Here is a 23,657-nt window from a genome sequence, read left to right on the forward strand (position 1 = left end):
GCGGGCGGACGACGAAGCCCCGGCCCCACCGAGAGGTGGGACCGGGGCTGTCGCACTACGTCAGGCGACCTGGATCAGTTCTGGTAGGAACCGAAGTCGAAGTCGTCCAGGGCCACGGCCTGGCCACTGGTGCCGAAGTCGTAGTCGTAGGAGTCGTAGCCGGTGACGGAGTACGCCGCGGCGCGGGCCTCCTCGGTCGGCTCCACCCGGATGTTGCGGTAGCGCTCCAGGCCGGTGCCGGCCGGGATGAGCTTTCCGATGATGACGTTCTCCTTCAGACCGCGCAGCGAGTCCGAGCGACCGTTGATGGCCGCATCGGTGAGCACGCGGGTCGTCTCCTGGAAGGAGGCGGCCGAGAGCCACGACTCGGTGGCCAGCGAGGCCTTGGTGATGCCCATCAGCACCGGGCGACCCGAGGCGGGCTTGATGCCCTCGGAGACCGCGCGGCGGTTCTCCTCCTCGAAGCGCACGCGCTCGACCAGGTCGGACGGCAGCAGGTTGGTGTCACCCGACTCGATGACCGTCACGCGACGCAGCATCTGCCGCACGATGATCTCGATGTGCTTGTCGTGGATCGACACGCCCTGCGACCGGTAGACGTTCTGGACCTCGTCGACCAGGTGCTCCTGGGCCTTGCGGACACCGAGGATGCGCAGCACGTCCTGCGGGTCGGGCGTGCCCGACGTGAGGTGGTGACCCACCTCGATGTGCTGGCCGTCCTCGACGTTGAGGCGCGAGCGCTTGGAGACGGGGTACTCCTGGACGTCGGAGCCGTCGTCGGGCGTGACGAGGACCTTGCGGGCCTTGTCCGTGTCCTCGATCTCGACGCGACCGGCGGCCTCGCTGATCGGCGTACGACCCTTGGGCGAGCGGGCCTCGAAGAGCTCGACCACGCGGGGCAGACCCTGCGTGATGTCGTCCGCGGAGGCCACACCACCGGTGTGGAAGGTACGCATCGTCAGCTGCGTGCCGGGCTCACCGATCGACTGGGCGGCGATGATGCCGACCGCCTCGCCGATGTCGACGAGCTTGCCGGTGGCCAGCGAACGGCCGTAGCACTTCGCGCAGGTGCCGGTGCGGGCGTCGCAGGTCAGCACGGAGCGGACCTTGACCTCCTCGATGCCGGCCGCGATCAGTTCACCGATCTTGACGTCGCCGAGGTCCTCACCGGCGGCGGCGAGCACGTCGCCCGTCTCCGGGTGGGTGATCTCGACGGCGGCCGAGCGGGCGTACGCCGCGGTCTCGGCGTTCTCGTGCTTGCGCACCACGCCGTCCTCGCCACGCTCGCCGATGACCTTCGGCAGGCCACGCTCGGTGCCACAGTCGTCCTCACGGATGATGACGTCCTGCGACACGTCGACCAGACGACGCGTGAGGTAGCCCGAGTCGGCCGTGCGGAGCGCCGTGTCGGCCAGACCCTTGCGGGCACCGTGGGTGGAGATGAAGTACTCCAGGACCGAGAGGCCCTCACGGAAGTTGGCCTTGATGGGCCGCGGGATGATGTCACCCTTCGGGTTGGCCACCAGACCACGCATGGCCGCCACCTGACGGATCTGCATCATGTTTCCGGAGGCACCCGAGTCGACCATCATGTAGATCGGGTTCTTCTTGTCGAAGTTCCCCTCCATGGCCTTGGCGACGTCGTTGGAGGCCTGCGTCCAGATCTCGATCAGCTCCTGGCGACGCTCGTCGTCGGTCACGAGACCGCGCTCGAACTGCTTCTGGACCTTCTCGGCCTGCGCCTCGTAGACCGCGAGGATCTCGGCCTTGTCGCTGGGCGTGGTCACGTCGTCGATGGAGACCGTGACACCCGAGCGGGTCGCCCAGTGGAAGCCGGCGTCCTTGAGGGCGTCGAGCGATGCGGCGACCTCGACCTTGGTGTAACGCTCGGCGAGGTCGTTGACGATCGCGCCGAGGGCCTTCTTGCCCACCTCGTAGTTCACGAACGGGTAGTCGCCCGGCAGCGTGTCGTTGAAGAGCACGCGACCCAGGGTCGTCTCGAGGATCACCGAGGTGCCCTCTTCCCAGTCGGCGCCGACCTCGTCCTCGAGCGGCGGGACCACGTCGGTCAGACGCACCCGGATCTTGCTCTGCATGGTGATCTCGTGACGGTCGAAGGCCATCATCGCCTCGGCCGGCGTGGAGAACACGCGACCCTCGCCGACCTCGCCCTCGCGGTCGGTCGTCAGCCAGAAGATGCCGATGATCATGTCCTGCGACGGCATGGTCACGGGACGGCCGTCGGACGGCTTGAGGATGTTGTTGGTCGACAGCATCAGGATCCGCGCCTCGGCCTGGGCCTCGGCTGACAGCGGCAGGTGCACGGCCATCTGGTCACCGTCGAAGTCGGCGTTGAACGCGCCGCACACGAGCGGGTGGATCTGGATGGCCTTGCCCTCGATCAGCTGCGGCTCGAAGGCCTGGATGCCGAGGCGGTGCAGGGTGGGTGCACGGTTGAGCAGCACCGGGTGCTCGGTGATGACCTCTTCGAGCACGTCCCACACGACCGGGCGCGCACGCTCGACCATCCGCTTGGCGGACTTGATGTTCTGCGCGTGCGACAGGTCGACGAGGCGCTTCATCACGAACGGCTTGAAGAGCTCGAGCGCCATCTGCTTGGGCAGACCGCACTGGTGCAGCTTCAGCTGCGGACCCGACACGATGACCGAGCGGCCCGAGTAGTCCACGCGCTTGCCGAGGAGGTTCTGGCGGAAGCGACCCTGCTTGCCCTTGAGCATGTCGGAGAGCGACTTCAGCGGCCGGTTGCCCGGACCGGTGACGGGGCGACCACGACGACCGTTGTCGAAGAGGCTGTCCACGGCCTCCTGCAGCATCCGCTTCTCGTTGTTCACGATGATCTCGGGGGCACCGAGGTCGAGGAGTCGCTTGAGGCGGTTGTTGCGGTTGATGACGCGGCGGTACAGGTCGTTCAGGTCGGAGGTCGCGAAGCGGCCACCGTCGAGCTGCACCATCGGGCGCAGGTCCGGCGGGATGACCGGGACGGCGTCGAGGACCATGCCGATCGGCTGGTTGCCGGTCTTGCGGAAGGCGTCGACGACCTTGAGGCGCTTGAGGGCGCGGACCTTCTTCTGGCCCTTGCCGTTGGCGATCGTGTCGCGCAGCGACTCGACCTCGGCCTCGACGTCGAAGTCCTGGAGGCGCTTCTGGATCGCCGCGGCGCCCATGAAGCCCTCGAAGTACTTGCCGAACCAGGTCTTCATCTCGCGGTAGAGGAGCTCGTCACCGAGCAGGTCCTGCACCTTGAGCGACTTGAAGGTGTTCCAGACCTCGTCGAGGCGGTCGATCTCGCGCTGGGCGCGGTCGCGCAGCTGCTTCATCTCCCGCTCGGCGCCGTCCTTGACCTTGCGGCGCTGGTCGGCCTTGGCACCCTCGGCCTCGAGGGCCGCGAGGTCCTCCTCCAGCTTCTTGGCGCGGTCGTCCAGCGAGCCGTCGCGACGCTTCTCGAGGCGCTCGCGCTCGAGGCCGACCTTGTTCTCCAGGCTCGACATGTCGTTGTGGCGCGCGTCCTCGTCGACCGAGGTGATCATGTAGGCCGCGAAGTAGATGACCTTCTCGAGGTCCTTCGGGGCCAGGTCGAGGAGGTAGCCCAGGCGCGACGGGACACCCTTGAAGTACCAGATGTGGGTGACCGGGGCGGCCAGCTCGATGTGGCCCATCCGCTCGCGGCGGACCTTGGAGCGGGTGACCTCGACGCCGCAGCGCTCGCAGATGATGCCCTTGAAGCGCACGCGCTTGTACTTGCCGCAGTAGCACTCCCAGTCCCGGGTGGGACCGAAGATCTTCTCGCAGAAGAGTCCGTCACGCTCGGGCTTGAGCGTGCGGTAGTTGATGGTCTCCGGCTTCTTGACCTCGCCGTGGCTCCAGCCGCGGATGTCCTCCGCGGTGGCCAGGCCGATCTGGATCTGCTCGAAGAAGTTAACGTCCAGCAAGGTGTGTTCCTTTGGTTGCTGTTCTAGTCAGTGGCTCAGGGACTGGGGAGTCCCGGGCGGTCGGTGTCCGATCGCCCGGGACGTCACCTCAGACTTCTTCGACGCTGCTGGGCTCGCGCCGGGACAGGTCGATGCCGAGTTCCTCGGCCGCACGGAAGACGTCTTCCTCTGCGTCCTTCAGCTGGATGGGGCTGCCGTCCTGCGACAGCACCTCCACGTTGAGGCACAGCGACTGCATCTCCTTGACGAGCACCTTGAACGACTCCGGGATGCCCGAGTCGGGGATGTTCTCGCCCTTGACGATGGCCTCGTAGACCTTCACGCGGCCGGGAACGTCGTCGGACTTGATCGTCAGCAGCTCCTGCAGGGCGTAGGCGGCGCCGTACGCCTCCATCGCCCAGACCTCCATCTCACCGAAGCGCTGGCCACCGAACTGCGCCTTACCACCCAGCGGCTGCTGCGTGATCATGGAGTAGGGGCCGGTGCTGCGGGCGTGGATCTTGTCGTCCACGAGGTGGTGCAGCTTGAGGATGTACATGTAGCCCACGGAGACCGGCTCGGGGAACGGCTCGCCGGAGCGGCCGTCGAACAGGTCGGCCTTGCCGGTGGCGTCGATCATCCGGACGCCGTCGCGGGTGGGGTAGGTCGCACCGAGCAGGCCGGTGATCTCGTCCTCACGCGCACCGTCGAACACCGGGGTGGCGACCTTCGTGTTGGGCGCTGCCTTGTCGGCGTGGATCGCCATCAGGCGGTCCTTCCACTCCGCGGAGCCCTTGTCGTCGTGCAGGTCGAGGTCCCAGCCCTGCTTGGCGAGCCAGCCCAGGTGGAGCTCGAGGATCTGGCCGATGTTCATCCGTCGCGGCACACCCAGCGGGTTGAGCACCACGTCGACCGGGGTGCCGTCCTCCATGAACGGCATGTCCTCGATCGGCAGGATCTTGGCGATGACGCCCTTGTTGCCGTGACGACCGGCGAGCTTGTCACCCACCGAGATCTTGCGCTTCTGCGCGACGTAGACGCGGACCAGCTCGTTGACGCCGGGCGGCAGCTCGTCGCCCTCCTCGCGGTTGAAGACGCGCACGCCGATGACCGTGCCGGACTCACCGTGCGGGACCTTCATCGAGGTGTCGCGCACCTCGCGCGCCTTCTCACCGAAGATCGCGCGGAGCAGGCGCTCCTCGGGGGTGAGCTCGGTCTCGCCCTTGGGCGTGACCTTGCCGACGAGGATGTCACCGGTCGTGACCTCGGCGCCGATGCGGATGATGCCGCGCTCGTCGAGGTCGGCCAGGCCCTCCTCGGAGACGTTCGGGATGTCCCGGGTGATCTCCTCGGGGCCGAGCTTGGTGTCGCGGGCGTCGACCTCGTGCTCCTCGATGTGGATCGAGGTGAGGACGTCCTCCTGCACCAGGCGCTGGCTGAGGATGATCGCGTCCTCGTAGTTGTGGCCCTGCCACGGCATGAAGGCGACGAGCAGGTTGGTGCCCAGCGCCATCTCGGCGTCGTCGGTGCACGGGCCGTCGGCGATCGGCGAGCCGATCTCCAGGCGGTCACCCTCGGCGACCAGCGGGCGCTGGTTGATGCAGGTGCCCTGGTTGGAGCGCTTGAACTTGGCCAGCTTGTAGGTCTGGTAGCTGCCGTCGTCGTTCATCGTCTCGATGGCGTCGGCGGAGACCGCCTTGACCACACCGGCCTTGTCGGCCAGCACCACGTCGCCGGCGTCGACGGCGGCGCGGTACTCCATGCCGGTGCCGACCAGCGGGCTGTCGCTCGTGATGAGCGGCACGGCCTGGCGCTGCATGTTGGCGCCCATGAGCGCGCGGTTGGCGTCGTCGTGCTCGAGGAACGGGATCAGGGCGGTGGCGACCGACACCATCTGGCGCGGCGACACGTCCATGTAGTCGACCTCTTCGGCGAGGATCGCGTCGACCTCACCGTTCTTCTGCCGCACCAGCACGCGCTCCTCGACGAACTTCATCTTCGAGTCGAGCGGGGCGTTGGCCTGCGCGATGACGTAGCGGTCCTCGTCGTCGGCGGTGAGGTAGTCGATGTCGTCGGTGACGACACCCTTGACCACGCGGCGGTAGGGCGTCTCGACGAAGCCGAACGGGTTGATCCGTCCGTACGACGCCAGCGAACCGATCAGACCGATGTTGGGACCTTCAGGGGTCTCGATCGGGCACATGCGGCCGTAGTGCGACGGGTGGACGTCACGGACCTCCATGCCGGCGCGGTCGCGGGAGAGACCACCCGGGCCGAGCGCGGACAGGCGACGCTTGTGCGTCAGGCCGGCGATCGGGTTGGTCTGGTCCATGAACTGCGAGAGCTGCGAGGTGCCGAAGAACTCCTTCAGCGCCGCGACCACGGGCCGGATGTTGATCAGGGACTGCGGCGTGATCGCCTCGACGTCCTGGGTCGTCATCCGCTCGCGGACCACGCGCTCCATGCGCGCCAGACCGGTGCGGAGCTGGTTCTGGATCAGCTCGCCCACGGTGCGCATGCGGCGGTTGCCGAAGTGGTCGATGTCGTCGGCCTGGACCTTGATCGGCTTCTCGTCCGGGCCCATGACCACGGCACCCGCGGCGTCGACCAGGTCGGGCGCCTCGACCGGCGTGCCCGCGGCGTGCAGCTGCACGATGTAGCGGATCGCGGCGACGATGTCCTCGACGGTCAGCGTCTGCTGGTCGAAGGCCTCGCCCACGCCGAGCTTCTTGTTGATCTTGTAGCGACCGACCTTGGCGAGGTCGTAGCGCTTGGGGTTGAAGTAGTAGTTGTTCAGCAGCGTCTGCGCGGCCTCACGCGTGGGCGGTTCGCCCGGGCGCAGCTTGCGGTAGATGTCGAGCAGCGCCTCGTCCTGGGTCTGGGGGGTGTCCTTCTCCAGGGTGAGCATCATCGACTCGTACTGCCCGAACTCCTCGCGGATCTGCTCGGAGGTCCAGCCGAGCGCCTTGAGCAGGACGGTGACGTTCTGCTTGCGCTTGCGGTCGAGACGGACGCCGACGAGGTCGCGCTTGTCGATCTCGAACTCGAGCCAGGCGCCGCGCGAGGGGATCATCTTCGAGGTGTAGATGTCCTTGTCGGACGTCTTGTCCGCGGAGCGCTCGAAGTAGACGCCCGGGGAGCGGACGAGCTGCGACACGACGACGCGCTCGGTGCCGTTGATGATGAAGGTGCCCTTGCGGGTCATCATGGGGAAGTCGCCCATGAAGACCGTCTGGCCCTTGATCTCACCGGTCTCGTGGTTCATGAACTCGGCCGAGACGTAGAGGGGGCGCGAGAAGGTGAAGTCCTTCTCCTTGCACTCCTCCTCGGTGTACTTCGGGTCGACGAACACGGGGTTGTCGAACGAGAGCATCATCGTCTCGGAGAAGTCCTCGATCGGGGAGATCTCCTCGAAGATCTCCTGGAGCCCCGACTTCTCGGAGACGTCCTCACCCGCGGCCCGACGGGCCACGACCATCTCGTCCCACTTCTCGCCGCCGACGAGCCATTCGAAGCTGTCGGTCTGGAGGGAGAGGAGAGGGGGAACCTCGAGAGGTTCGGTGATCTTTGCGAAAGAGGTGCGACGGTTGTTACCAGCAGAGCTGCGCGCGGCCAAGAGTTTTCCTTCGAATGATCAGAAAGATCGAATCGCAGCCAACCGACCACCGGCGTCACCCGTCCGGACTGGGTGAAGGGCATTTGAGGGCAGGCGCAAAGAAGAAGGGTACCCGAGATGTACGCGCGTCACAAGCGCGGGGGTCAACTCCGAGGGAGTCGGTCGGACCGCGTTGCGGACGATGATGAACGCCGAGGCCCCTCAGGTCAAGCACCACGGCCGAACCGGACGGCCCGGCACTGCCGCTCCGCGCCCTACTTCGCGGCCGGCGAGGTCGTCAGGTCGTCGACCAGCCAGTCGTCGCCGACCTTCTGCATGCTGACCGTGACCTGGTCGCGGTAGGTGACCGGCTCGGGCGTCAGCTTGTTGGTCGTGGGGCGGTCGACGAAGACGAGCACGTCGACGCGGTCCTTGCCCGAGCGCACGATGCCGGACGCGATCACCTCGGCGGAGACCTTCGTCCTCGTCGTCGGCGCGTTGTCGGTGATCACGCCGAAGAGCTGGTCGTAGTCCTCGCGGTAGCGGGCCGTGAGGTAGGACTCCGCCCGCGCCTGGTCGGCCTCGAGGTCCTCGTAGTCGTAGGAGAGCACGGGCACGATCGCCTGCTCAGCCGCCGACTGGGCCGCCGTCGTCTGGTCCTCCAGCGAGCCGTCGTCACCGGACTGCCACACCCACACCGCGGCCGCCACGCTGAGCGCAGCGAGCACGCCGAGCAGCGCCAGCAACCAGATGGGGAGGGCCGGCGCCGAGGGTGTCGCCGCGGCGAGCTGGGGCGCGGGAGCCTCATGGGCCACGGGCTCGGGCACGAGGTCGGGCTCGGAGTCTGGGTCGGGCTCGGGGTCTGGGTCGGGCTCGGGGTCCGGGTCGGGCTCGGGGTCTGGGTCGGGCTCGGGCACCTGCGCCGCCAGCTCCGCGTCGTACGCCGCCCGCCTCTGCTCGTCGAGCAGCACCTCGGCGGCCTGGTTGAGCGTGGCGAAGCGGCGCGAGCCGGGCTCGAGGTCGGCGATGGCCGAGCGCCAGGCCGCGCGGATCTCGTCGGCGGACGCGGTCGGCTCGACGTCGAGGACGTCGTACCAGCTGGGGGTCACGGCGTGCCCTCCTCGGTGGGAGCGGGCTGGCCCGACTCACCGGTGTCGCCGCCATCGCCGCCGGTGACCGGGTTGAAGTCGTCGACGAGCCAGGTGCCGTCGATCTTCACGAGGTCGACCTCGATCCGGAACGGGCTCGGCTCCTGGTCGACCGACGTGCCCTTGACGGTGTAGGTGTCGGTGAACGAGCCGGCGACCAGCGTGCGGGCGGAGTCCTCGTCGAGGCTGGAGACGCCGGTGGCGAACACGTCGGGCACCCGCTCGACGCCCGCCTGCGCGACGAGCTGCTCGGCGGCGCCGGCGCTCTGCTCGAACTCCGCCGCGAACTTCGGGGTGATCACCTCGGTGACGCGCGTGCGGTAGTCGGGCATGGTCTTGTCGTCGGCGAGCAGGTCGGGGCCGTAGCTGAACGAGCGCAGGATGAACTGCTCCGTCTGGGCCATCACGTCCTCGCGGGCGGCCTGGGTGTCCCCCGCCTCGCCGTCGCGGGTCAGGGCCAGCGTCGCCGCGGTGGCCGTCGCGGCGAGGACCACCACGACGAGCACTCCCGCGAGGAGCAGCCGGAACAGGTCGGACCGTGGTGGGTCGGCGCGGTGCTGGTCGTCCTCGGCGGCCTTGCTCACTCCTGCGTCAGCAGGGGCTGGAGGAACAACCACTTCCACGACTCCTTTCCGAGGGTGCGGGGAGCCACGCTACCGGCCGGCCGCGTGGCCGCGGCCTCGCGCTCGCCCCAGGTCAGGGCGCCGGTCTCGGGGTCGTACGCCGCGATCGGGTCGTCGTAGGCCGTCGCCGGCCGAGGGGCGTGGGCGGCGCCGCGGGCGTTGGACTTCGAGGCCGGCTCGGTGCACGTCGCGTCGACGTTCATCGGCCGGTTGGACCCGTCCTGCGGGGTACGGCGATCGGTGCCCTCGTAGCCCTCCAGGCACACCTTCGGGTCGGAGGTGAGCACCAGCCCGAAGTGGGCGTCGAAGTTGCCCGTCGCGGGCGTCTTCGAGACGACGGTGTAGCCCGCCTCGACGATGTAGGGGTAGAGCACCAGCAGCTGCTCGACCCCGTCGAGGCGCTTGACCACGACGTCGCCGGTGGTGACGAGGTTGTTGATCAGGGCGGCGAGGTCGACCTCGTTGTCCTCGAGGAAGCGCCGCAGCTGGTTGGCGGTCGCGCTGCCGTTGTCGATGACCGCACGCAGGTCCTTGTCGGAGGCGGCCAGCGTGGTGGAGAACGCACTGAGGTCGCTGGCGAAGGACCGGATCGAGCTCTCGGAGTCGACCTGGCCACGGAGCACCACGTTGGCGTCCTTGATCAGCTCGGTGGTGATCTCGAAGTTGTCGTCGGCGGCGTTGAGGAACTCGTTGCCGGAGTCGATGATCGTCTGCAGGTCGCCCCCGGTCCCCGCGAAGGCCTCGCCGAACTCGGTCGTGACGGTCTGGAGGTCGTCCTGGTCGACGCTGCTGACGGTGGTGGACAGGTCGGTCAGGAGCGTGTCGGCCGCGATCGGGGTGCGCGTGTGGTCGACCGCGATCTCGGACTCGTCCTGGAGGTAGGGGCCCTTCTCGGACTGCGGCTGCAGCTCGACGTACTGCTCCCCCAGCGCCGACCGGTTGCCGACGACGGCGAGGGCGTCGGCGGGGATCCGGTCCTCGCCCTTGTCGATGTCGAGGTGGATGTCGACGCCGTCCTCGGTCAGCACCATCTCGGAGACCTGGCCGACCCGGACGCCGCGGTAGGACACCTCGGCACCGGCGAACGCGCCGCCGGAGTCGGGGAAGTGGGCGACGACGGTGTAGGCGTCGTCGACGAAGACCCGGTCGAGGCGGGCGTAGCGCGCACCGACGTAGGTCACCCCGAGCAGGGTGATGATCGCGAAGACGAGCAGCTGGAGGCGGGTGCGGCGGGTGATCATCGCAGCACCATCCCGGGCACCAGCAGGCTGACGAGGGCGGGGTCGTAGACGTCCATCAGCTCTCCCATCGTCGGGCCACCTCCGGGTCGTCGACCGCCGGGCGCGGCCCGGGGAGCACCGTCGGGACGCAGCAGGGTCGGCAGGATCGTGGGCAGCGTCGTCGGGATCGGGCTGGTCGGGATCGGGATCGTCGGCAGCGTCGTCGGGACCGGGACCCCGGGGATCGCGTTGAGCTGCTTGCAGATGTCCTTGTCCTTGTTGGACTGCTTCTTGCACTCCTCCTTGAGCCGGAGGAGGTCGTTGGGGGTGTTGAGCACCTTCAGGCACGCCTCGCTGAGCGGGTTGCCGCTCTTGAGGCACTCGAGCACGTTGTCGATGATCACCGTGGGGTCGACCTGCGTGGGCAGGTTGGTGGGCAGCGTCGGCAGACCGGTGGTGCCGGTGGTGAGGTCGACCTCGAGGGTGATCGAGAGGTTGGTGTAGTCGCCCATGTGCAGGTTGCGGGCGACCTGCGGGTCTCGACCGACGACCTCGTCGACGAACGGGTAGGTGAGGAAGACGTGGAACGCGTTGGTGAAGTTGTCGCCCGACCTGGCCAGCTGCGAGAGCACCGGGTCGAGCAGCTCGAGGGAGTCGATGGTGGCGTCCTTGGACGCGGAGATGACCTTGACCCCGACCGCGCTGAGGTCGTCGAGCGCCTTGAGCATCTTGACCAGGTCGCCGCGCTGGCGGTCGATCGAGTCGAGGGCGCTGGGCAGCTCCTCGAGCGCGGCGTCGATGGTGGGCTGCTCCGTGCGCACCGAGATGGCGAGCTGGTTGAGCTTCTCGATCGCGGTGACGATGTCGGCCTTGTTCTCGTCGAGCTGCTCCATGAAGGTGCTGACCTGCTCGAGCACCGACCGCGCCGCTCCCTCGCGGCCCTCGAGGGCGAGGTTGAGCTCCTGGGTGATGGTCTTGAGCTGGGCGACGCCGCCGCCGTTGAGCAGCAGGCTCAGGGCGCCGAGCACCTCCTCGACCTCGGGGTTGCGTCCGGTCCGCGCCAGCGGGATGCGGTCGCCGGTCGCGAGGGGGTTGCCGCTCGCTCCCGAGGCCGGGGCCTTCAGCGAGACGAACTTCTCGCCGAGCAGGCTGGTCTGACGGATCTCGGCGACGGCGTTGTCGGGCAGGTCGACGTCGCCTCGCATCTGGAGCGTCACCTCGGCGGTGTAGCCCTTCAGCTCGACGTCGGTGACGGTGCCGACGCTGACGTCGTTGACCTTGACCGTCGACTTGGGCACCAGGTCGAGGACGTCGGCGAACTCGACCGTGACGGTCATCGGGTTGCTGCCCGCGTCGGGCCCGCCCGGCAGCGGCAGCTTGTAGACGTCGAAGTCGCAGCCGGTGAGCAGCAGAGTCGCGACCAGCAGGGCGGCGAGGGCTCGGAGCCGTCTCATCGCTGCACCTCCACGAGTCCGCCGAGCGTGGGATCGAACTGCTGGTCGGGCGCGGACGGGAGCGTCGCGCCTTCCTCGAGGGCGGCGCCGCGCGGCAGGATCCCCTTGATGGTGTCGCAGATGCCGTCGGCGCCCTTGACCTGGCTGGTGAGGCCGCAGAGGTACAGCGCAGGGTCGGCCGCGATCTGTCCGGGCAGCTGGTCGAGGTTGGCCCGTGTGTCGAGGGTGCCGGCCTGCGGGTTGTAGGTCATGGCCAGGTTGTTGAGCGCCAGCGGACCGACCTGGAGGATCTTGTCGAGTGCGTCGCGCTGCTTCACCAGCACCTTGGAGACCCGGGTCAGGCCCTTGATGTTGCGTCCGAGGATCTCGCGGTTGTCGGTCACGAACGTCGAGACCTCGGTGAGGGCACCCGACAGGTTCTTCAGGGAGGCGGCCAGCTCCTCCCGCTCGCCCTTCAGCAACCCGGAGACGTCGGAGAGGGACTGGTTGAAGCTGCGGACGGTCTGGTCGTTCTCCGCCAGCGTCTCGACGAAGTTGCCGAGCTTCTCGGCACTGCCGAACAGCTCCTCCTTGTTGTTGGCGAGGGTGTCGGTGAGGCGCGCGAAGTTCTGGATCGTGGAGTTGAGGTTGGCGCCCTGCCCGTCGAAGTTGTCGGCCGCGACCGAGAGCAGGTCGGACAGCGCGCCGTTCTTGTTGGCGCCGTCGGGCCCGAGGGCGACCGAGAGGGTGTCGATGCTGTCGAAGATCTGGTCGAGCTCGATCGGCACGGCCGTCTGCTCCACGGCGAGCTCGGTGTTGTCGGCCATGACCTTGTCGCCGTCGGTGAACACCGGCGTGACCTGCACGTAGCGGTCGCCCACGATCGAGGGCGCCACGATGGCCGCCTTGGCGTCGGCCGGCAGCTTCACGTCGGCGTCGTAGGCCATCGTGACCTCGACGTCGGTCCCGGAGGGCGTGACCTGCTCGACGGTGCCGATCGGCACACCGAGCACCCGCACCTCGCTGCCCTCGTAGAGCGAGACGGTGCGCGGGAAGTGGGCCACGAGTCGCTTGGTGTCGCTCCCGCCGACCATGGTCACCACGGCGGCGGCCACGAGGGCGAGGACGACCAGCGGGACGGCGTACTTCCTGACGAGGTCCATGTCAGCCCACCTGCGGTGCCGGAGGCATGTTCTGGATGTAGGTGTCGAACCACGGCCCGTTGCCCAGCGTGTTGGCGAAGACCGTGTAGAACGGCGCCATCAGCCGCAGGCTGTTGTCGAGGTTGTCCTCGTTCTTGTTGAGCACGTTGACGACGTTCTCCAGGTGGGTGAGCGCGGGCTTGAGGTCCGCACGGCTCTGCCTGACCAGCAGGGTCAGCTCGCGCGAGAGCGTCGAGGTCGACTCGAGCAGGTCGTGGATCGCCTGCTTGCGGCCCACCAGCGCCCGGAACAGCACGTCGGCGTCGCGCATCAGCGACACGATGTCCTCGTCGCGCTCGTCGAGCACGGTCGAGACCTTCTCGAGGTTCTTCAGCAGGGTGTTGATCTCGCCGTCGCGCGCCGCGACGTTGGCCGAGAGCCGGGTGACGCCGTCGAGCGCGGAGCGGAACTCCTCGGGGGTGTTGCGGGTCAGGTCGGCCAGCGTGGTCAGCGACGAGGCGAGCTGGTCGGTGTTGATCTCCTCCGAGGTCGAGGCCAGTCCCTCGAAGGCCTCCACGACGTCGTACGGCGAGGTGGTGCGCTCCATCGGGATGGTGCTCTCCTCCTTCATCTGGCCGGCGCCGGCCGGCTCGAGGGAGAGGAACATGGCGCCGAGCAGTGTCTTGACCTTGATGGCGGCGTTGGTCGTGGGGCCGAACTGCTCGCTGGTGGCGACCTTGAAGGCGACCGTGACGTGGTCGCCGTCGAGCTCGACCGAGTCGACCTTGCCGACGCGCACGCCGGCGATGCGGACCTCGTCGCCGGCCTTGAGCCCGCCGGCCTCGGCGAAGGCGGCGTAGTAGGTGTCGCCGCCGCCGATGACCGGGAGGTCGCTGGCGCGGAAGGCCAGCGCGATCGAGGCGGCGATCAGGGCGAGGCTGATCGCGCCGATGACGACGGGATTGCGCTCCCGGAACGGGATCATCTCTCGCCTCATCCGAGATCACACCTCTCGGAGCCCGTCTGGTAGGAGACGGGCACGTTGACGCCGGCGGGCAGCTTGACCCGGCCCTGGAACTCGCAGAGGTAGAAGTTGAAGAACGAGCCGTAGATCGCCGTACGCCCGACCTTCTCGAGCTTGATCGGGAGCACCTGGAGCGCACGGTCGAGCTCGGCCTTGTTCTTGTCGATGTTGCCGGCGAAGGTGCGCAGCTCCTTGATGTCCTGCACGAACGGCTTGCGGATGCCCTGGAGCAGGCCGGCGGTCTGCACCGACAGCGTCGAGATGTCGTCGAGCGAGCCGAGGATGGCCTGCCGGTCGTCCTTGAGCCCGCCGATGAGCTGGCGGAAGGAGGCGATGAGGCGGGAGAGCTGCTCGTCGCGGTCGCCGATGTGGACGAGCACCTGGTTGAGGTTCTCGATCAGGTCGCCGATGACCTGGTCGCGGTCGGCGAGCGTGTCGGTGACCGACGCCGTGTGCTGGAGCAGCCCCTCGAGCGTGCCGCTCTCGCCCTGGAAGACCTGGACGATCTCGTAGGACAGCTTGTTGATGTCAGCCGGCGAGAGCGCCTGGAAGAGCGGCTTGAAGCCGTTGAAGAGGACGGTCAGGTCGAGTGCCGGCTTCGTGCGGTCGATCGGGATGGTGGCGCCCTCGGACAACCGCCCGGTGTCGCCGACGGCCTGGGTGAGGGAGATGTAGCGCTGGCCGACGAGGTTGCGGTAGCGGATCGTCGCGAACGTGCCGCCGTTGACCTGGGTGGCGTCGGCGACCGTGAAGCTCACCAGGGCCTTGGTGCGCTCGGTGATCTCGACGTCCTTGACGGTGCCGACCTTCACGCCGGCCACCCGCACGTCGTCACCCTTCACGACGCCGGTCGCGTTGAGGAAGACCGCCTTGTAGTCGCGGGTGGAGGCGAAGTTGAGGTTGCCGATGAGCACGATCAGCAGGCCGGTCGCCATCGTGGTCACGACCACGAAGACGAGCAGCCGGACGAGGTCGGCGGAGGTGCGCTTGTCGAGGACGGCCATCACCGATCAGCTCCCACCGTGACGGTCGCGCCGCGGGCCATCGGTCCGAGGAGCAGGGCACCGAGGTCGGGGACCTCGTCGGCGCTGGTGCCGATGACGGGGCCGAGCAGGCCGTTCATCAGCGCGGCCTCCTCGCGGCTGCCGGGATAGCCGGCGCCCTGCGACCAGCCGGTGGCCGCACGCATGCTGCCCTTGCCGGTGGGTTCGTCGATGCCGTCGGCGAAGTTGGGCTGGTGGGTCACCGGGTTGTCCTGGTTCCAGGGGGCGTCGGGCAGCCGGCCGCAGTAGGGGCCACGCTTGTCGGCGAAGACGGGCTGGTCCTGCGGGCCGTAGCCACGCGGCTGGTTGGGCAGCGTCTCGAGGACGATGTGGAGGGTGAACCCGCGGAACGCCTCCGCCTGCAGCTTGCCGGCGTTGACGATGCCCTCCAGCAGGCAGGGGTACTCCGGGGCGTAGCGGGCGAGCACCTGCAGCTGCTGGCGGCTCACGTCGCCGAGCCGGATGATGTTGTCGCCGTTGTCGGTGAGGAACCGCTCGGCCGTGGCCGAGAACGAACCGACGTCCTTCAGGAGCGCGTTGAGCTTCTCCTCGCGACCCTCGAGGGTCTGCGTGGTGGTGATCGTGTTGCGCAGGATGGTGGCGACCTCGGGCAGCACGTCGGAGTAGATGTCGGAGACCTGGCCGGTGAGGCGCAGGTCCTCGACGAGTGCCGGGATCTCGGGGTTGAGCCGCTTGAGGTAGCTGTCGATGGTCTCGAGGTTGTCGCCGATCTGGTCGCCACGGCCCTCGAGCGCGGTGGCGATGGCGTTGAGGGTCATGTTGATCTCGGCGGGCTGCACGGCGCGCAGCAGCGGGTAGAGGTCGTTGAGCACCTGCTCGACCTCGGTCGAGACGTCGGTGCGGTCGATGACGTCGCCGACCTGGATCGCGTCGGCGCGCGGGCCCTCGGGCACGATCAGCGAGACGTACTTCTCGCCGAACAGCGTCTTGGGCACGATCGAGCCGGTCACGTTGGCCGGCACGATGTCGCGCATGTCGGGGTCGAGGCCCAGCGTCAGCGTCGCGCCGTCGGTGTCGGCCCGGATGTCGGTGACCTCGCCGACGATCACGCCGCGGATCTTGACGTCGGCGCGCACCGGCAGCTGCAGGCCGATGTTGGAGGTCTTGAGCTCGACCTCGTCGTAGCTGGCGAACTTGCTGGTGAAGACGCCGTACGACGCGAGGACGCCGGAGATGAGCAGGGCGAGGAACACGACGCCCAGCACCTTGTGGTTGGTCAGCGGGTTCATGGGTCAACCCGCCAGTCTGACGGTGGCGTTGGTGCCCCAGATCGCCATCGAGAGGAAGAGGTCGATGACGTTGACGGCCACGATGCTGGTGCGCACCGCCCGGCCCACGGCCACGCCCACCCCGGCGGGACCGCCCGAGGCGGTGTAGCCGTGGTAGCAGTGGATGAGGATCACGGTGACGGAGAAGACCAGCACCTTGCCGAAGGACCAGAGCACGTCGCCCGGTGGCAGGAACGCGTTGAAGTAGTGGTCGTAGGTGCCGGTCGACTGGCCGTAGAACTGGGTGACCACGACGCGGCTCGCGAAGTACGACGACAGCAACCCCACGACGTACAGCGGGACGATCGCGATCAGGCCGCCGACGACGCGGGTCGCGACCAGGAAGGGCATCGAGGGGATGGCCATCACCTCGAGGGCGTCGACCTCCTCCGAGATCCGCATCGCGCCGAGCTGGGCGGTGAAGCCGCAGCCGACGGTGGCCGCCAGCGCGATGCCGGCGACGAGGGGCGCGATCTCGCGGGTGTTGAAGTAGGCCGAGACGAAGCCGGCGAACGCGGCGGTGCCGAGCTGGTTGAGCGCGGCATAGCCCGAGAGCCCGACCTGGGCGCCGGTGAAGAAGGTCATGCCGAGGATGACGCCGACGGTGCCGCCGATGACCGCGAGCGCCCCGGAGCCGAGGGTGACCTCGGCCAGGATGCGCAGGATCTCGCGCGGGTAGCGCGTGACCGAGCGCGGGATCGCCTTGATCACCCCGAGGTGGAAGGCGAGCTGGCCCCCGAGGGTGTCGAGGGAGCCGAGCGGCTTGGCGAGCGGGTTGCGGGCCATGTCATCCGCCCTTCGGCGGGATGATCTGGAGGTAGACCATGCTGAGGACGAAGTTGGCCACGAACAGCAGCAGGAACGTGATGACGACCGACTCGTTCACCGCGTCGCCCACGCCCTTCGGCCCGCCGTTGGCGTTCATGCCCTTGTAGGCGGCCACGACGGCGGCGATCAGGCCGAAGACGAGCGCCTTGATCAGGCCGATCCAGAGGTCGGGCAGCTGGGCGAGGGCGGTGAAGCTGGCGATGTAGGCGCCGGGCGTGCCGTCCTGGAGGATCACGTTGAAGACGTAGCCGCCCGCGACGCCGACGACGCTGACCATGCCGTTGAGGAAGAACGCCACGAGCATGCAGGCGAGCACCCGCGGGACCACGAGCCGCTGGATCGGGTCGATGCCGAGCACCATCATCGCGTCGAGCTCTTCGCGGATCTTGCGGGCGCCGAGGTCGGCCGCGATCGCGGACCCGCCGGCGCCGGCGATGAGCAGGGCGGTGCCGATGGGGGCGGCCTGCTGGATCACCGCGAGCACGGAGGCCGAGCCGGTGAAGGACTGGGCGCCGAACTGCTTGATCAGGCCGCCGACCTGGAGGGCGATCACCGCACCGAACGGGATGGCGACCAGCGCGGTGGGGACGATGGTCACCGACGCGATGAACCAGGCCTGCTGGATGAACTCGCGCAGCTGGAAGGGACGGCGGAAGAGGGCGCGGGCGACGTCGAGGGCGAAGGCGAAGAGCTTGCCTGCGATCCCGATCGGGGCGAGTGCCTTGGAGGCGGTCAGGGACGACACGACGTGATCAGGCCCCCGGGGCGAGGCCGGCGTTGGCGCTCTCGAAGGAACCGGGGGGCGGAGTCACGCCGTTCTCGCGGCACCACGCGCCGGGCTCGCGCTGGTGCCGGCGGGGGATGCCGCTGGACGGCTCGAGCTGGAGCGGGATCGGGGGAAGCGGGGGCATGTCGAGGTCCTTCTCGGCCGCGAGCTCGTCGGCGTCCTTCTCCTCCGACATGCCGATCGGGCCGACGGTCTGGGCGTTGAGGAACTGGCGCACGACCGGCTCCTCGGAGCTGAGCAGCATCTCGCGCGGACCGAACATGGCGAGGTGCTTGTGGTAGAGCAGACCGATGTTGTCCGGCACCGTCCGGGTGCTGTTGATGTCGTGGGTGACGATCAGGAAGGTCGCGTCGATCTGCGCGTTGAGGTCGATGAAGAGCTGGTTGATGAACGACGTGCGCACCGGGTCGAGACCGGAGTCGGGCTCGTCGATCAGCAGGATCTCGGGGTCGAGCACGAGCGCGCGGGCCAGGCCCGCCCGCTTGCGCATCCCGCCCGAGATCTCGCCGGGCAGCTTGTCCTCGGCCCCGACCAGGCCGACGAGGTCCATCTTCTCCATCACGATGGAGCGGACCTCCGACTCGGACTTCTTGGTGTGCTCGCGCAGCGGGAAGGCGACGTTGTCGTAGAGGTTCATCGAGCCGAACATCGCGCCGTCCTGGAAGAGGACGCCGAAGAGCTTGCGGATCTCGTAGAGGTCGCGCTCGGAGCAGCTGGCGATGTCGGTGCCCTCGATCAGGATCGAGCCGCGGTCGGGCTTGATCAGGCCGATCAGGCTCTTGAGGAAGACCGACTTGCCGGTGCCCGAGGGACCGAGCATGACCGAGACCTGGCCAGCAGGGATCGACAGGGTCACGTCGCCCCAGATCAGCTGCTTGCCGAACGACTTGGTCAGGCCGTCGACCTTGATCTCAACGCCCATCTGCTCGGATCTCCCTCATGCCGTCGGCGCGTTACTCCTGAGTATCAACGCGCGCGTCGCCGCGAGGTTACGCCTGTCAGTGGCGCTCGTCACCGCGACTCCACCAGGTGTCGCGCCGCGTTTCGGCCGGGCCCGGGCCTCGGCGCGTCGGACGTGTCGACATCCGGTCCGGCCGACGCACCCACGCTCGGCGCCGGGTGCCGGCGTGACTTCATCACGTCCGACACGCCGCCGCGTGGGCAGGGCCCAAGGCTGGGCGGGGCTCAGCCCGCCCGGCGCCGCTTGATCTCGGCGTTGATCGCCGGGACGACCTCGTGCAGGTCGCCGATGACGGCGTGGGTCGCCTTGGTCACCATCGGCGCGTCGGGGTCGGTGTTGATCGCGAGGATCGCCTTGGCGCTGCTGCAGCCGGCCCAGTGCTGGATCGCGCCGCTGATGCCGCACGGGATGTAGAGGTCGGGTGAGATGCGGCTCCCGGTCTGGCCGACCTGCTCGTGGTGCGGTCGCCACCCGAGCGAGGTCACGACCCGCGAGACGCCGAGCGGGGCGTGGAGCAGGTCGGCGAGCTCGAGGAGGTCGTCGAAGCCGTTCTCGCCCCCGGCGCCGCGGCCGGCACCGACGACGACGCGCGCCGACTTCAGGCTGCCGGACAGGTCGGGCTCGGGCTCGTCGGTGGACACGACCCGGGCCACCAGGTCGGCGGCGGCCACCTCGGGCTCGTGCGCCACGACGGTCGCCGCGCCCTGTGCGGCCGCGGGGGTCGCCTCCACCGCGTGGCCGGCGACGGTGAAGAGCGTCGGCCGGGTCGAGAGCTGCATGGCCTCCACGGCCTGGCCGCCGACCACCTGCCGGGTGACCACGAACGGCGCGAGCCCGTCGAAGCCGAGCACGTTGGCGGCCATGGCGACGTCGGCACGCGCCGCCACGTGGGCGAGCACCTCGCCGCCGCGGGGCGTGCCGGCGGCCATCAGCACGACCGAGGACGTGCTCGCGAGGACGGTCTCGATGCCCGAGGCCCACGCGGAGCCCGCGAACGCCGCGAAGGCCTCGCCGCCGAGGGTGTGGACGTCGCGCACGCCGTACGCCGCGAGCGACTCCCGCAGGTCCGGTGACACGTCGCCGACGACGACCGCGTCGATCGGGATGCCGCCGCCGGCCTCGGAGAGCGAGCGGGCGAAGGTGAGGGCCTCGAGCGAGACCTCCACGGCCGCGCCGTCGAGGTCCTTCTCGACCAGGACGAGGATCATCGCGCCAGCACCCCCAGCTGCTCGAACAGGTCGACGACCGCGGGCGCGGCGTCGGCTCCCTTGCCCAGGACCTGCACGTCGCTCGGCGCCGCGGGCGGCAGGCTCCAGCGCACGCGCGCCGCGCCGGCCGGCTCCTGCGCGGGCGAGCGCTCCTCGATCGGGACCTTCTTGGCCTTCATCCGGCCCGGCACGGTCGGGTAGCGCGGCTCCACGCCACCCTCGAGCACGGTCACCACGGCGGGCAGCGGGAGCCGGTAGGTCTCGAAGCCGTCGGGCCCGGCGCCGCTGGCGGTCACACCGTCGTCCTCGACGACGACCTGGCCGACGCCGTTGACGACCGGGCGTCCGAGCGCGTAGGCGAGGCGGATCCCGACCTGGAAGTCGCCGGTGTCGGCGGCGTCGTTGCCGAGCAGCACGAGGTCGTGGGACCGGCCCGCCGCCTCGTGGTCGCGCACCACGGCCGCGATCTCGCGCGCCACGTCGGCGGGCCCGAACTGCTGGGAGTCGGCCTGGACGTGGGTGGCCGCGGTGCACCCGACCGCGAGGGCGGCGCGGAGCTGCTCGACGGCGTCGGCGTCGCCGAGGGTGAGGACGGTGGCCTCTCCCCCGGTGGCGGCAGCGATGCGCACCGCGAGCTCGACGGCGCACTGCTCGTGGTTGCTCATCGTGAAGCCGGCGAGCCGGCCGTCGACGCCCTGGCCGTCGTCGGTGAGCACGATCTCGCTGGTCGCGTCGGGGACGCGCTTGACGCAGACCAGGACGTTGACGGGGTCGGCCATCACCTGATCCGCTCGTTGGTCGGGTCGAGGAGCGGGGTGGCGTCGACCGAGCCGACGGTCACGGGATAGAGCTCCTCCATGTAGGACACCGCCAGCTGCTGGCCGATCACCGCCTGCTCGGGCGGCAGGTAGGCGAGCAGCACGTGCTTGCCCAGCGACGGGGCCGAGCCCGCCGAGGTGACGTAGGGGTGGTGGCCGTGGCCGTCGGTGAGCAGCTCGCCCGCCGGCGTCAGGATCGGCTCCCCGCCGAGCATGTAGCGCTTGGTCCCCGACGCCGAGGTGTGGTCGTCGACGGTCAGCGTGCACAGCACCGCCTGCGGCTCAGCCTCACGCTGGGCGAGATAGGCCTCCTTGCCCACGAAGTCGGCGGCCTTCACCTTGGGGCGCTGCATGCCGGCCTCGATGATCGTGCGCTCGGCGTCCAGCTCGGCGCCGTACGCCCGGTAGCCCTTCTCGATCCGGCCGGTCGTGCCGTAGACGCCGATCCCGGCGGGTACGGCGCCGTGCGGGCGCCCGGCGTCGAGCAGCGCCTCCCACAGCTCGGCGGCCGAGCCCATCGGCACGTAGAGCTCCCAGCCGAGCTCGCCGACGTAGGAGATGCGGGACGCGAGGACCGTGGTGCCGCCGCCGGACCCGGTCGACACGGTGATCTCGCGGCAGGACAGGAAGCCGAAGCCCTCGTCGGAGACGTCGTCGGAGGTGAGCGAGGCCAGGATGTCGCGGGCCCGCGGGCCCCAGATGCCGACGGTGGAGACGTCGTCGGTGAGGTCGGTCAGCGTGGTCGTGCCGGCCTCGGGGAGGTGGCCCGAGAACCAGGCCCGGTCGGCCATGCCGTGGGCGCCGCCGGTGACGACGCGGAAGTGGTGCTCGCCGAGGCGCATCACGGTGAGGTCGGAGCGGAAGCCGCCCTTGGCGTCGAGGACCGGCGTGTAGATCACCTTGCCGACGGCGACGTCGCACTGCGCGACGCAGGTCGTCTGCACGACCTCGAGCGCCTCGGGGCCCTCGATGTCGAAGATGCAGAACGCCGACAGGTCGATCACGGCCGCCGCCTCACGCATGCGCAGGTGCTCGGCGTTGATGATCGGGCTCCACCAGCGCGAGTCCCACTCGTGCTCGCGGGGCATCACCGCATCGCCGTACTCCTCGAGGAGGCCGGCGTTGGACTCGTACCAGAACGGGCGCTCCCAGCCCGCGGTCTCGAAGAACACCGCGCCCAACTTCTGCTGCGAGTCGTGCATCGGCGAGAGCCGCTGGTCGCGGTCGGAGGCGTACTGCTCGGCCGGGTGGACGATGCCGTAGGTCTTGATGAACGACTCGGTGGTGCGCAGACGGGTGTGCTCGCGGCGCTTCTGGTGGTCGTGGAAGCGGGCGATGTCGCTGTGGTGCAGGTCGATCTCGGAGTGGCCGTGGGTCATCCACTCGGCGACGGCACGACCGACGCCCGGGCCCTCCTTGATCCAGACCGCCGAGGCGGTCCAGAGGCCGGCGACCTCGCTCTCGCCCAGGATCGGGTTGCCGTCGCAGGTCAGCGACAGCAGGCCGTTGATCGCGTAGCGCATCTCCGCGCCCTCGGCACCGAGCAGGTCGGGCATCAGCTCGTAGGCCTGCTCCAGCTGCGGGTCGAAGTCGTCGGAGGTGAAGGGCATCTCCGTCGGCGAGAGCTTGGCCTGCTCGATCGAGGGGATGTCCTCGGGCTCGTGCAGGATCGCGCGGTGGGCGTAGGAGCCGACCTCCATGTCGGCTCCGTGCTGGCGCTCGTAGCAGAACGTGTCCATGTCGCGGATGATCGGGAAGCTGATCTCGCCCTCGCGCTCGGCGAGCTGGGGGCAGGGCCCGACGCTGATCATCTGGTGCACGGCGGGGGTCAGCGGGATGCTGATGCCGGCCATGTCGCCGAGCTTGGGGCTCCACACGCCCGCCGCGATGACGACCGTGCCCGCCTCGATGTCGCCCCCGGTGGTGCGCACGCGGGTGATCCGCCGGTTGCCGTTGGGGGCCTCCTCGGTGTCGAGACCGGTGACCTCGACGGTGGGGACGACGGTCAGCTCGCCGGTCGCCAGGGCCTGCTCGCGCATGATCGTGCCGGCGCGCAGTGAGTCGACGACGCCGACGCCGGGCGTCCAGAAGGCGCCGATGAACTGGTCGGTCTCGATGAAGGGGACCTTCTCCTTCACGAACTCAGGACTCACCAGTGAGGCCTCGATGCCCCACGCCTTGGCGCTCGACATCCGGCGCCGCAGCTCCTCCATGCGCTCCTCGGTGCGCGCGATCTCGAAGCCGCCGGACTCGGTGAAGACCCCCATCTCCTTGTACTGCTTCATCGAGTCGAGGGTCAGGTCGGTGATCTCGCGGGAGTGGTCGACGGTGAAGATGAAGTTGGACGCGTGGCCAGTCGAGCCGCCCGGGTTGGGGAGCGCGCCCTTGTCGATCTGCACGACGTTCTTCCAGCCCAGCCGGGTCAGGTGGTGGACCAGGCTGTTGCCCACGATCCCCGCGCCGATGACGACGACGTCGGCGGTTGACGGCACCTCTGCCATGACGATCTCCTGTTGCGTAGTGCGCAACGCGTTGCGCTATGTGCATCCGTCAGAAATGTACGCCGTCGTCCCCGGCCACTGTCAAGGGCGGCCGGGGACGACGGCGGA

General features: G+C 69.0%; 16 protein-coding genes. All 16 read right to left on the reverse strand.

What is annotated here, in order from left to right; all coding sequences use genetic code 11:
• Window positions 1–74: 74 nt before the first annotated feature.
• The 16 genes from C7S10_RS02085 to C7S10_RS02160 all read right to left on the reverse strand — a co-directional run bounded on the left by C7S10_RS02085 (window position 75) and on the right by C7S10_RS02160 (window position 23,549).
• Window positions 75–3,950, reverse strand: a complete 3,876-nt coding sequence (locus tag C7S10_RS02085; protein WP_108342737.1) for a DNA-directed RNA polymerase subunit beta' — start codon at window positions 3,948–3,950, stop codon at window positions 75–77.
• A gap of 88 nt (window positions 3,951–4,038) precedes the next feature.
• On the reverse strand, window positions 4,039–7,545 hold the full coding sequence (gene rpoB, locus C7S10_RS02090) for a DNA-directed RNA polymerase subunit beta (RefSeq protein ID WP_108342738.1): 3,507 nt from the start codon (window positions 7,543–7,545) through the stop codon (window positions 4,039–4,041).
• Between the two features lie 254 nt (window positions 7,546–7,799).
• A complete protein-coding gene (locus tag C7S10_RS22460) occupies window positions 7,800–8,633 on the reverse strand; it encodes a J domain-containing protein (protein WP_108342739.1) in 834 nt (277 codons plus the stop codon).
• Complete coding sequence (locus C7S10_RS02100) at window positions 8,630–9,256, reverse strand: hypothetical protein (protein ID WP_108342740.1); 627 nt, start codon at window positions 9,254–9,256, stop codon at window positions 8,630–8,632. The genes C7S10_RS22460 and C7S10_RS02100 overlap by 4 nt, the downstream gene beginning before the upstream one ends.
• The gene (locus tag C7S10_RS02105) at window positions 9,253–10,536 is read right to left on the reverse strand and encodes an MCE family protein (protein WP_108342741.1); all 1,284 of its coding nucleotides are present in this window, start codon (window positions 10,534–10,536) and stop codon (window positions 9,253–9,255) included. Before C7S10_RS02105 ends, C7S10_RS02100 begins: the two co-directional genes overlap by 4 nt.
• Entirely contained in the window at window positions 10,533–11,969 is a 1,437-nt protein-coding gene (locus C7S10_RS02110) for an MCE family protein (protein WP_108342742.1), read from the reverse strand. The genes C7S10_RS02105 and C7S10_RS02110 overlap by 4 nt, the downstream gene beginning before the upstream one ends.
• On the reverse strand, window positions 11,966–13,111 hold the full coding sequence (locus tag C7S10_RS02115) for an MCE family protein (protein ID WP_108342743.1): 1,146 nt from the start codon (window positions 13,109–13,111) through the stop codon (window positions 11,966–11,968). Before C7S10_RS02115 ends, C7S10_RS02110 begins: the two co-directional genes overlap by 4 nt.
• 1 nt (window position 13,112) lies before the next feature.
• The gene (locus C7S10_RS02120) at window positions 13,113–14,075 is read right to left on the reverse strand and encodes an MCE family protein (protein WP_108342744.1); all 963 of its coding nucleotides are present in this window, start codon (window positions 14,073–14,075) and stop codon (window positions 13,113–13,115) included.
• A gap of 8 nt (window positions 14,076–14,083) precedes the next feature.
• Window positions 14,084–15,118, reverse strand: a complete 1,035-nt coding sequence (locus C7S10_RS02125; protein ID WP_108342745.1) for an MCE family protein — start codon at window positions 15,116–15,118, stop codon at window positions 14,084–14,086.
• Window positions 15,118–16,407, reverse strand: coding sequence for an MCE family protein (locus C7S10_RS02130; protein ID WP_108342746.1), 1,290 nt, complete (start codon window positions 16,405–16,407; stop codon window positions 15,118–15,120). Before C7S10_RS02130 ends, C7S10_RS02125 begins: the two co-directional genes overlap by 1 nt.
• A gap of 3 nt (window positions 16,408–16,410) precedes the next feature.
• Window positions 16,411–17,232, reverse strand: coding sequence for an MlaE family ABC transporter permease (locus C7S10_RS02135; protein ID WP_108342747.1), 822 nt, complete (start codon window positions 17,230–17,232; stop codon window positions 16,411–16,413).
• 1 nt (window position 17,233) lies between these two features.
• Window positions 17,234–18,019, reverse strand: coding sequence for an MlaE family ABC transporter permease (locus C7S10_RS02140; protein ID WP_108342748.1), 786 nt, complete (start codon window positions 18,017–18,019; stop codon window positions 17,234–17,236).
• 7 nt (window positions 18,020–18,026) lie between these two features.
• Window positions 18,027–18,983: an ABC transporter ATP-binding protein gene (locus C7S10_RS02145; RefSeq protein ID WP_108342749.1), complete on the reverse strand. Its 957-nt coding sequence runs from the start codon at window positions 18,981–18,983 to the stop codon at window positions 18,027–18,029.
• 263 nt (window positions 18,984–19,246) lie between these two features.
• Complete coding sequence (locus tag C7S10_RS02150) at window positions 19,247–20,230, reverse strand: electron transfer flavoprotein subunit alpha/FixB family protein (RefSeq protein ID WP_108342750.1); 984 nt, start codon at window positions 20,228–20,230, stop codon at window positions 19,247–19,249.
• On the reverse strand, window positions 20,227–21,009 hold the full coding sequence (locus C7S10_RS02155) for an electron transfer flavoprotein subunit beta/FixA family protein (RefSeq protein ID WP_108342751.1): 783 nt from the start codon (window positions 21,007–21,009) through the stop codon (window positions 20,227–20,229). Before C7S10_RS02155 ends, C7S10_RS02150 begins: the two co-directional genes overlap by 4 nt.
• A complete protein-coding gene (locus C7S10_RS02160) occupies window positions 21,009–23,549 on the reverse strand; it encodes a GcvT family protein (protein ID WP_108342752.1) in 2,541 nt (846 codons plus the stop codon). Before C7S10_RS02160 ends, C7S10_RS02155 begins: the two co-directional genes overlap by 1 nt.
• Window positions 23,550–23,657 lie beyond the last annotated feature (108 nt).

Source organism: Nocardioides currus (assembly GCF_003057875.1).
GTDB classification, from domain to species: Bacteria; Actinomycetota; Actinomycetes; order Propionibacteriales; family Nocardioidaceae; genus Nocardioides; species Nocardioides currus.

Excerpts from the sequence above, each read along its gene's own strand:
- C7S10_RS02105 (WP_108342741.1), bottom strand. The coding sequence starts at position 10,536 with ATGATCACCCGCCGCACCCGCCTCCAGCTGCTCGTCTTCGCGATCATC.
- C7S10_RS02110 (WP_108342742.1), bottom strand. The coding sequence starts at position 11,969 with ATGAGACGGCTCCGAGCCCTCGCCGCCCTGCTGGTCGCGACTCTGCTG.
- C7S10_RS02115 (WP_108342743.1), bottom strand. The coding sequence starts at position 13,111 with ATGGACCTCGTCAGGAAGTACGCCGTCCCGCTGGTCGTCCTCGCCCTC.
- C7S10_RS02120 (WP_108342744.1), bottom strand. The coding sequence starts at position 14,075 with ATGATCCCGTTCCGGGAGCGCAATCCCGTCGTCATCGGCGCGATCAGC.
- C7S10_RS02125 (WP_108342745.1), bottom strand. The coding sequence starts at position 15,118 with ATGGCCGTCCTCGACAAGCGCACCTCCGCCGACCTCGTCCGGCTGCTC.
- C7S10_RS02130 (WP_108342746.1), bottom strand. The coding sequence starts at position 16,407 with ATGAACCCGCTGACCAACCACAAGGTGCTGGGCGTCGTGTTCCTCGCC.
- C7S10_RS02135 (WP_108342747.1), bottom strand. The coding sequence starts at position 17,232 with ATGGCCCGCAACCCGCTCGCCAAGCCGCTCGGCTCCCTCGACACCCTC.
- C7S10_RS02145 (WP_108342749.1), bottom strand. The coding sequence starts at position 18,983 with ATGGGCGTTGAGATCAAGGTCGACGGCCTGACCAAGTCGTTCGGCAAG.
- C7S10_RS02150 (WP_108342750.1), bottom strand. The coding sequence starts at position 20,230 with ATGATCCTCGTCCTGGTCGAGAAGGACCTCGACGGCGCGGCCGTGGAG.
- C7S10_RS02155 (WP_108342751.1), bottom strand. The coding sequence starts at position 21,009 with ATGGCCGACCCCGTCAACGTCCTGGTCTGCGTCAAGCGCGTCCCCGAC.
- C7S10_RS02160 (WP_108342752.1), bottom strand. The coding sequence starts at position 23,549 with ATGGCAGAGGTGCCGTCAACCGCCGACGTCGTCGTCATCGGCGCGGGG.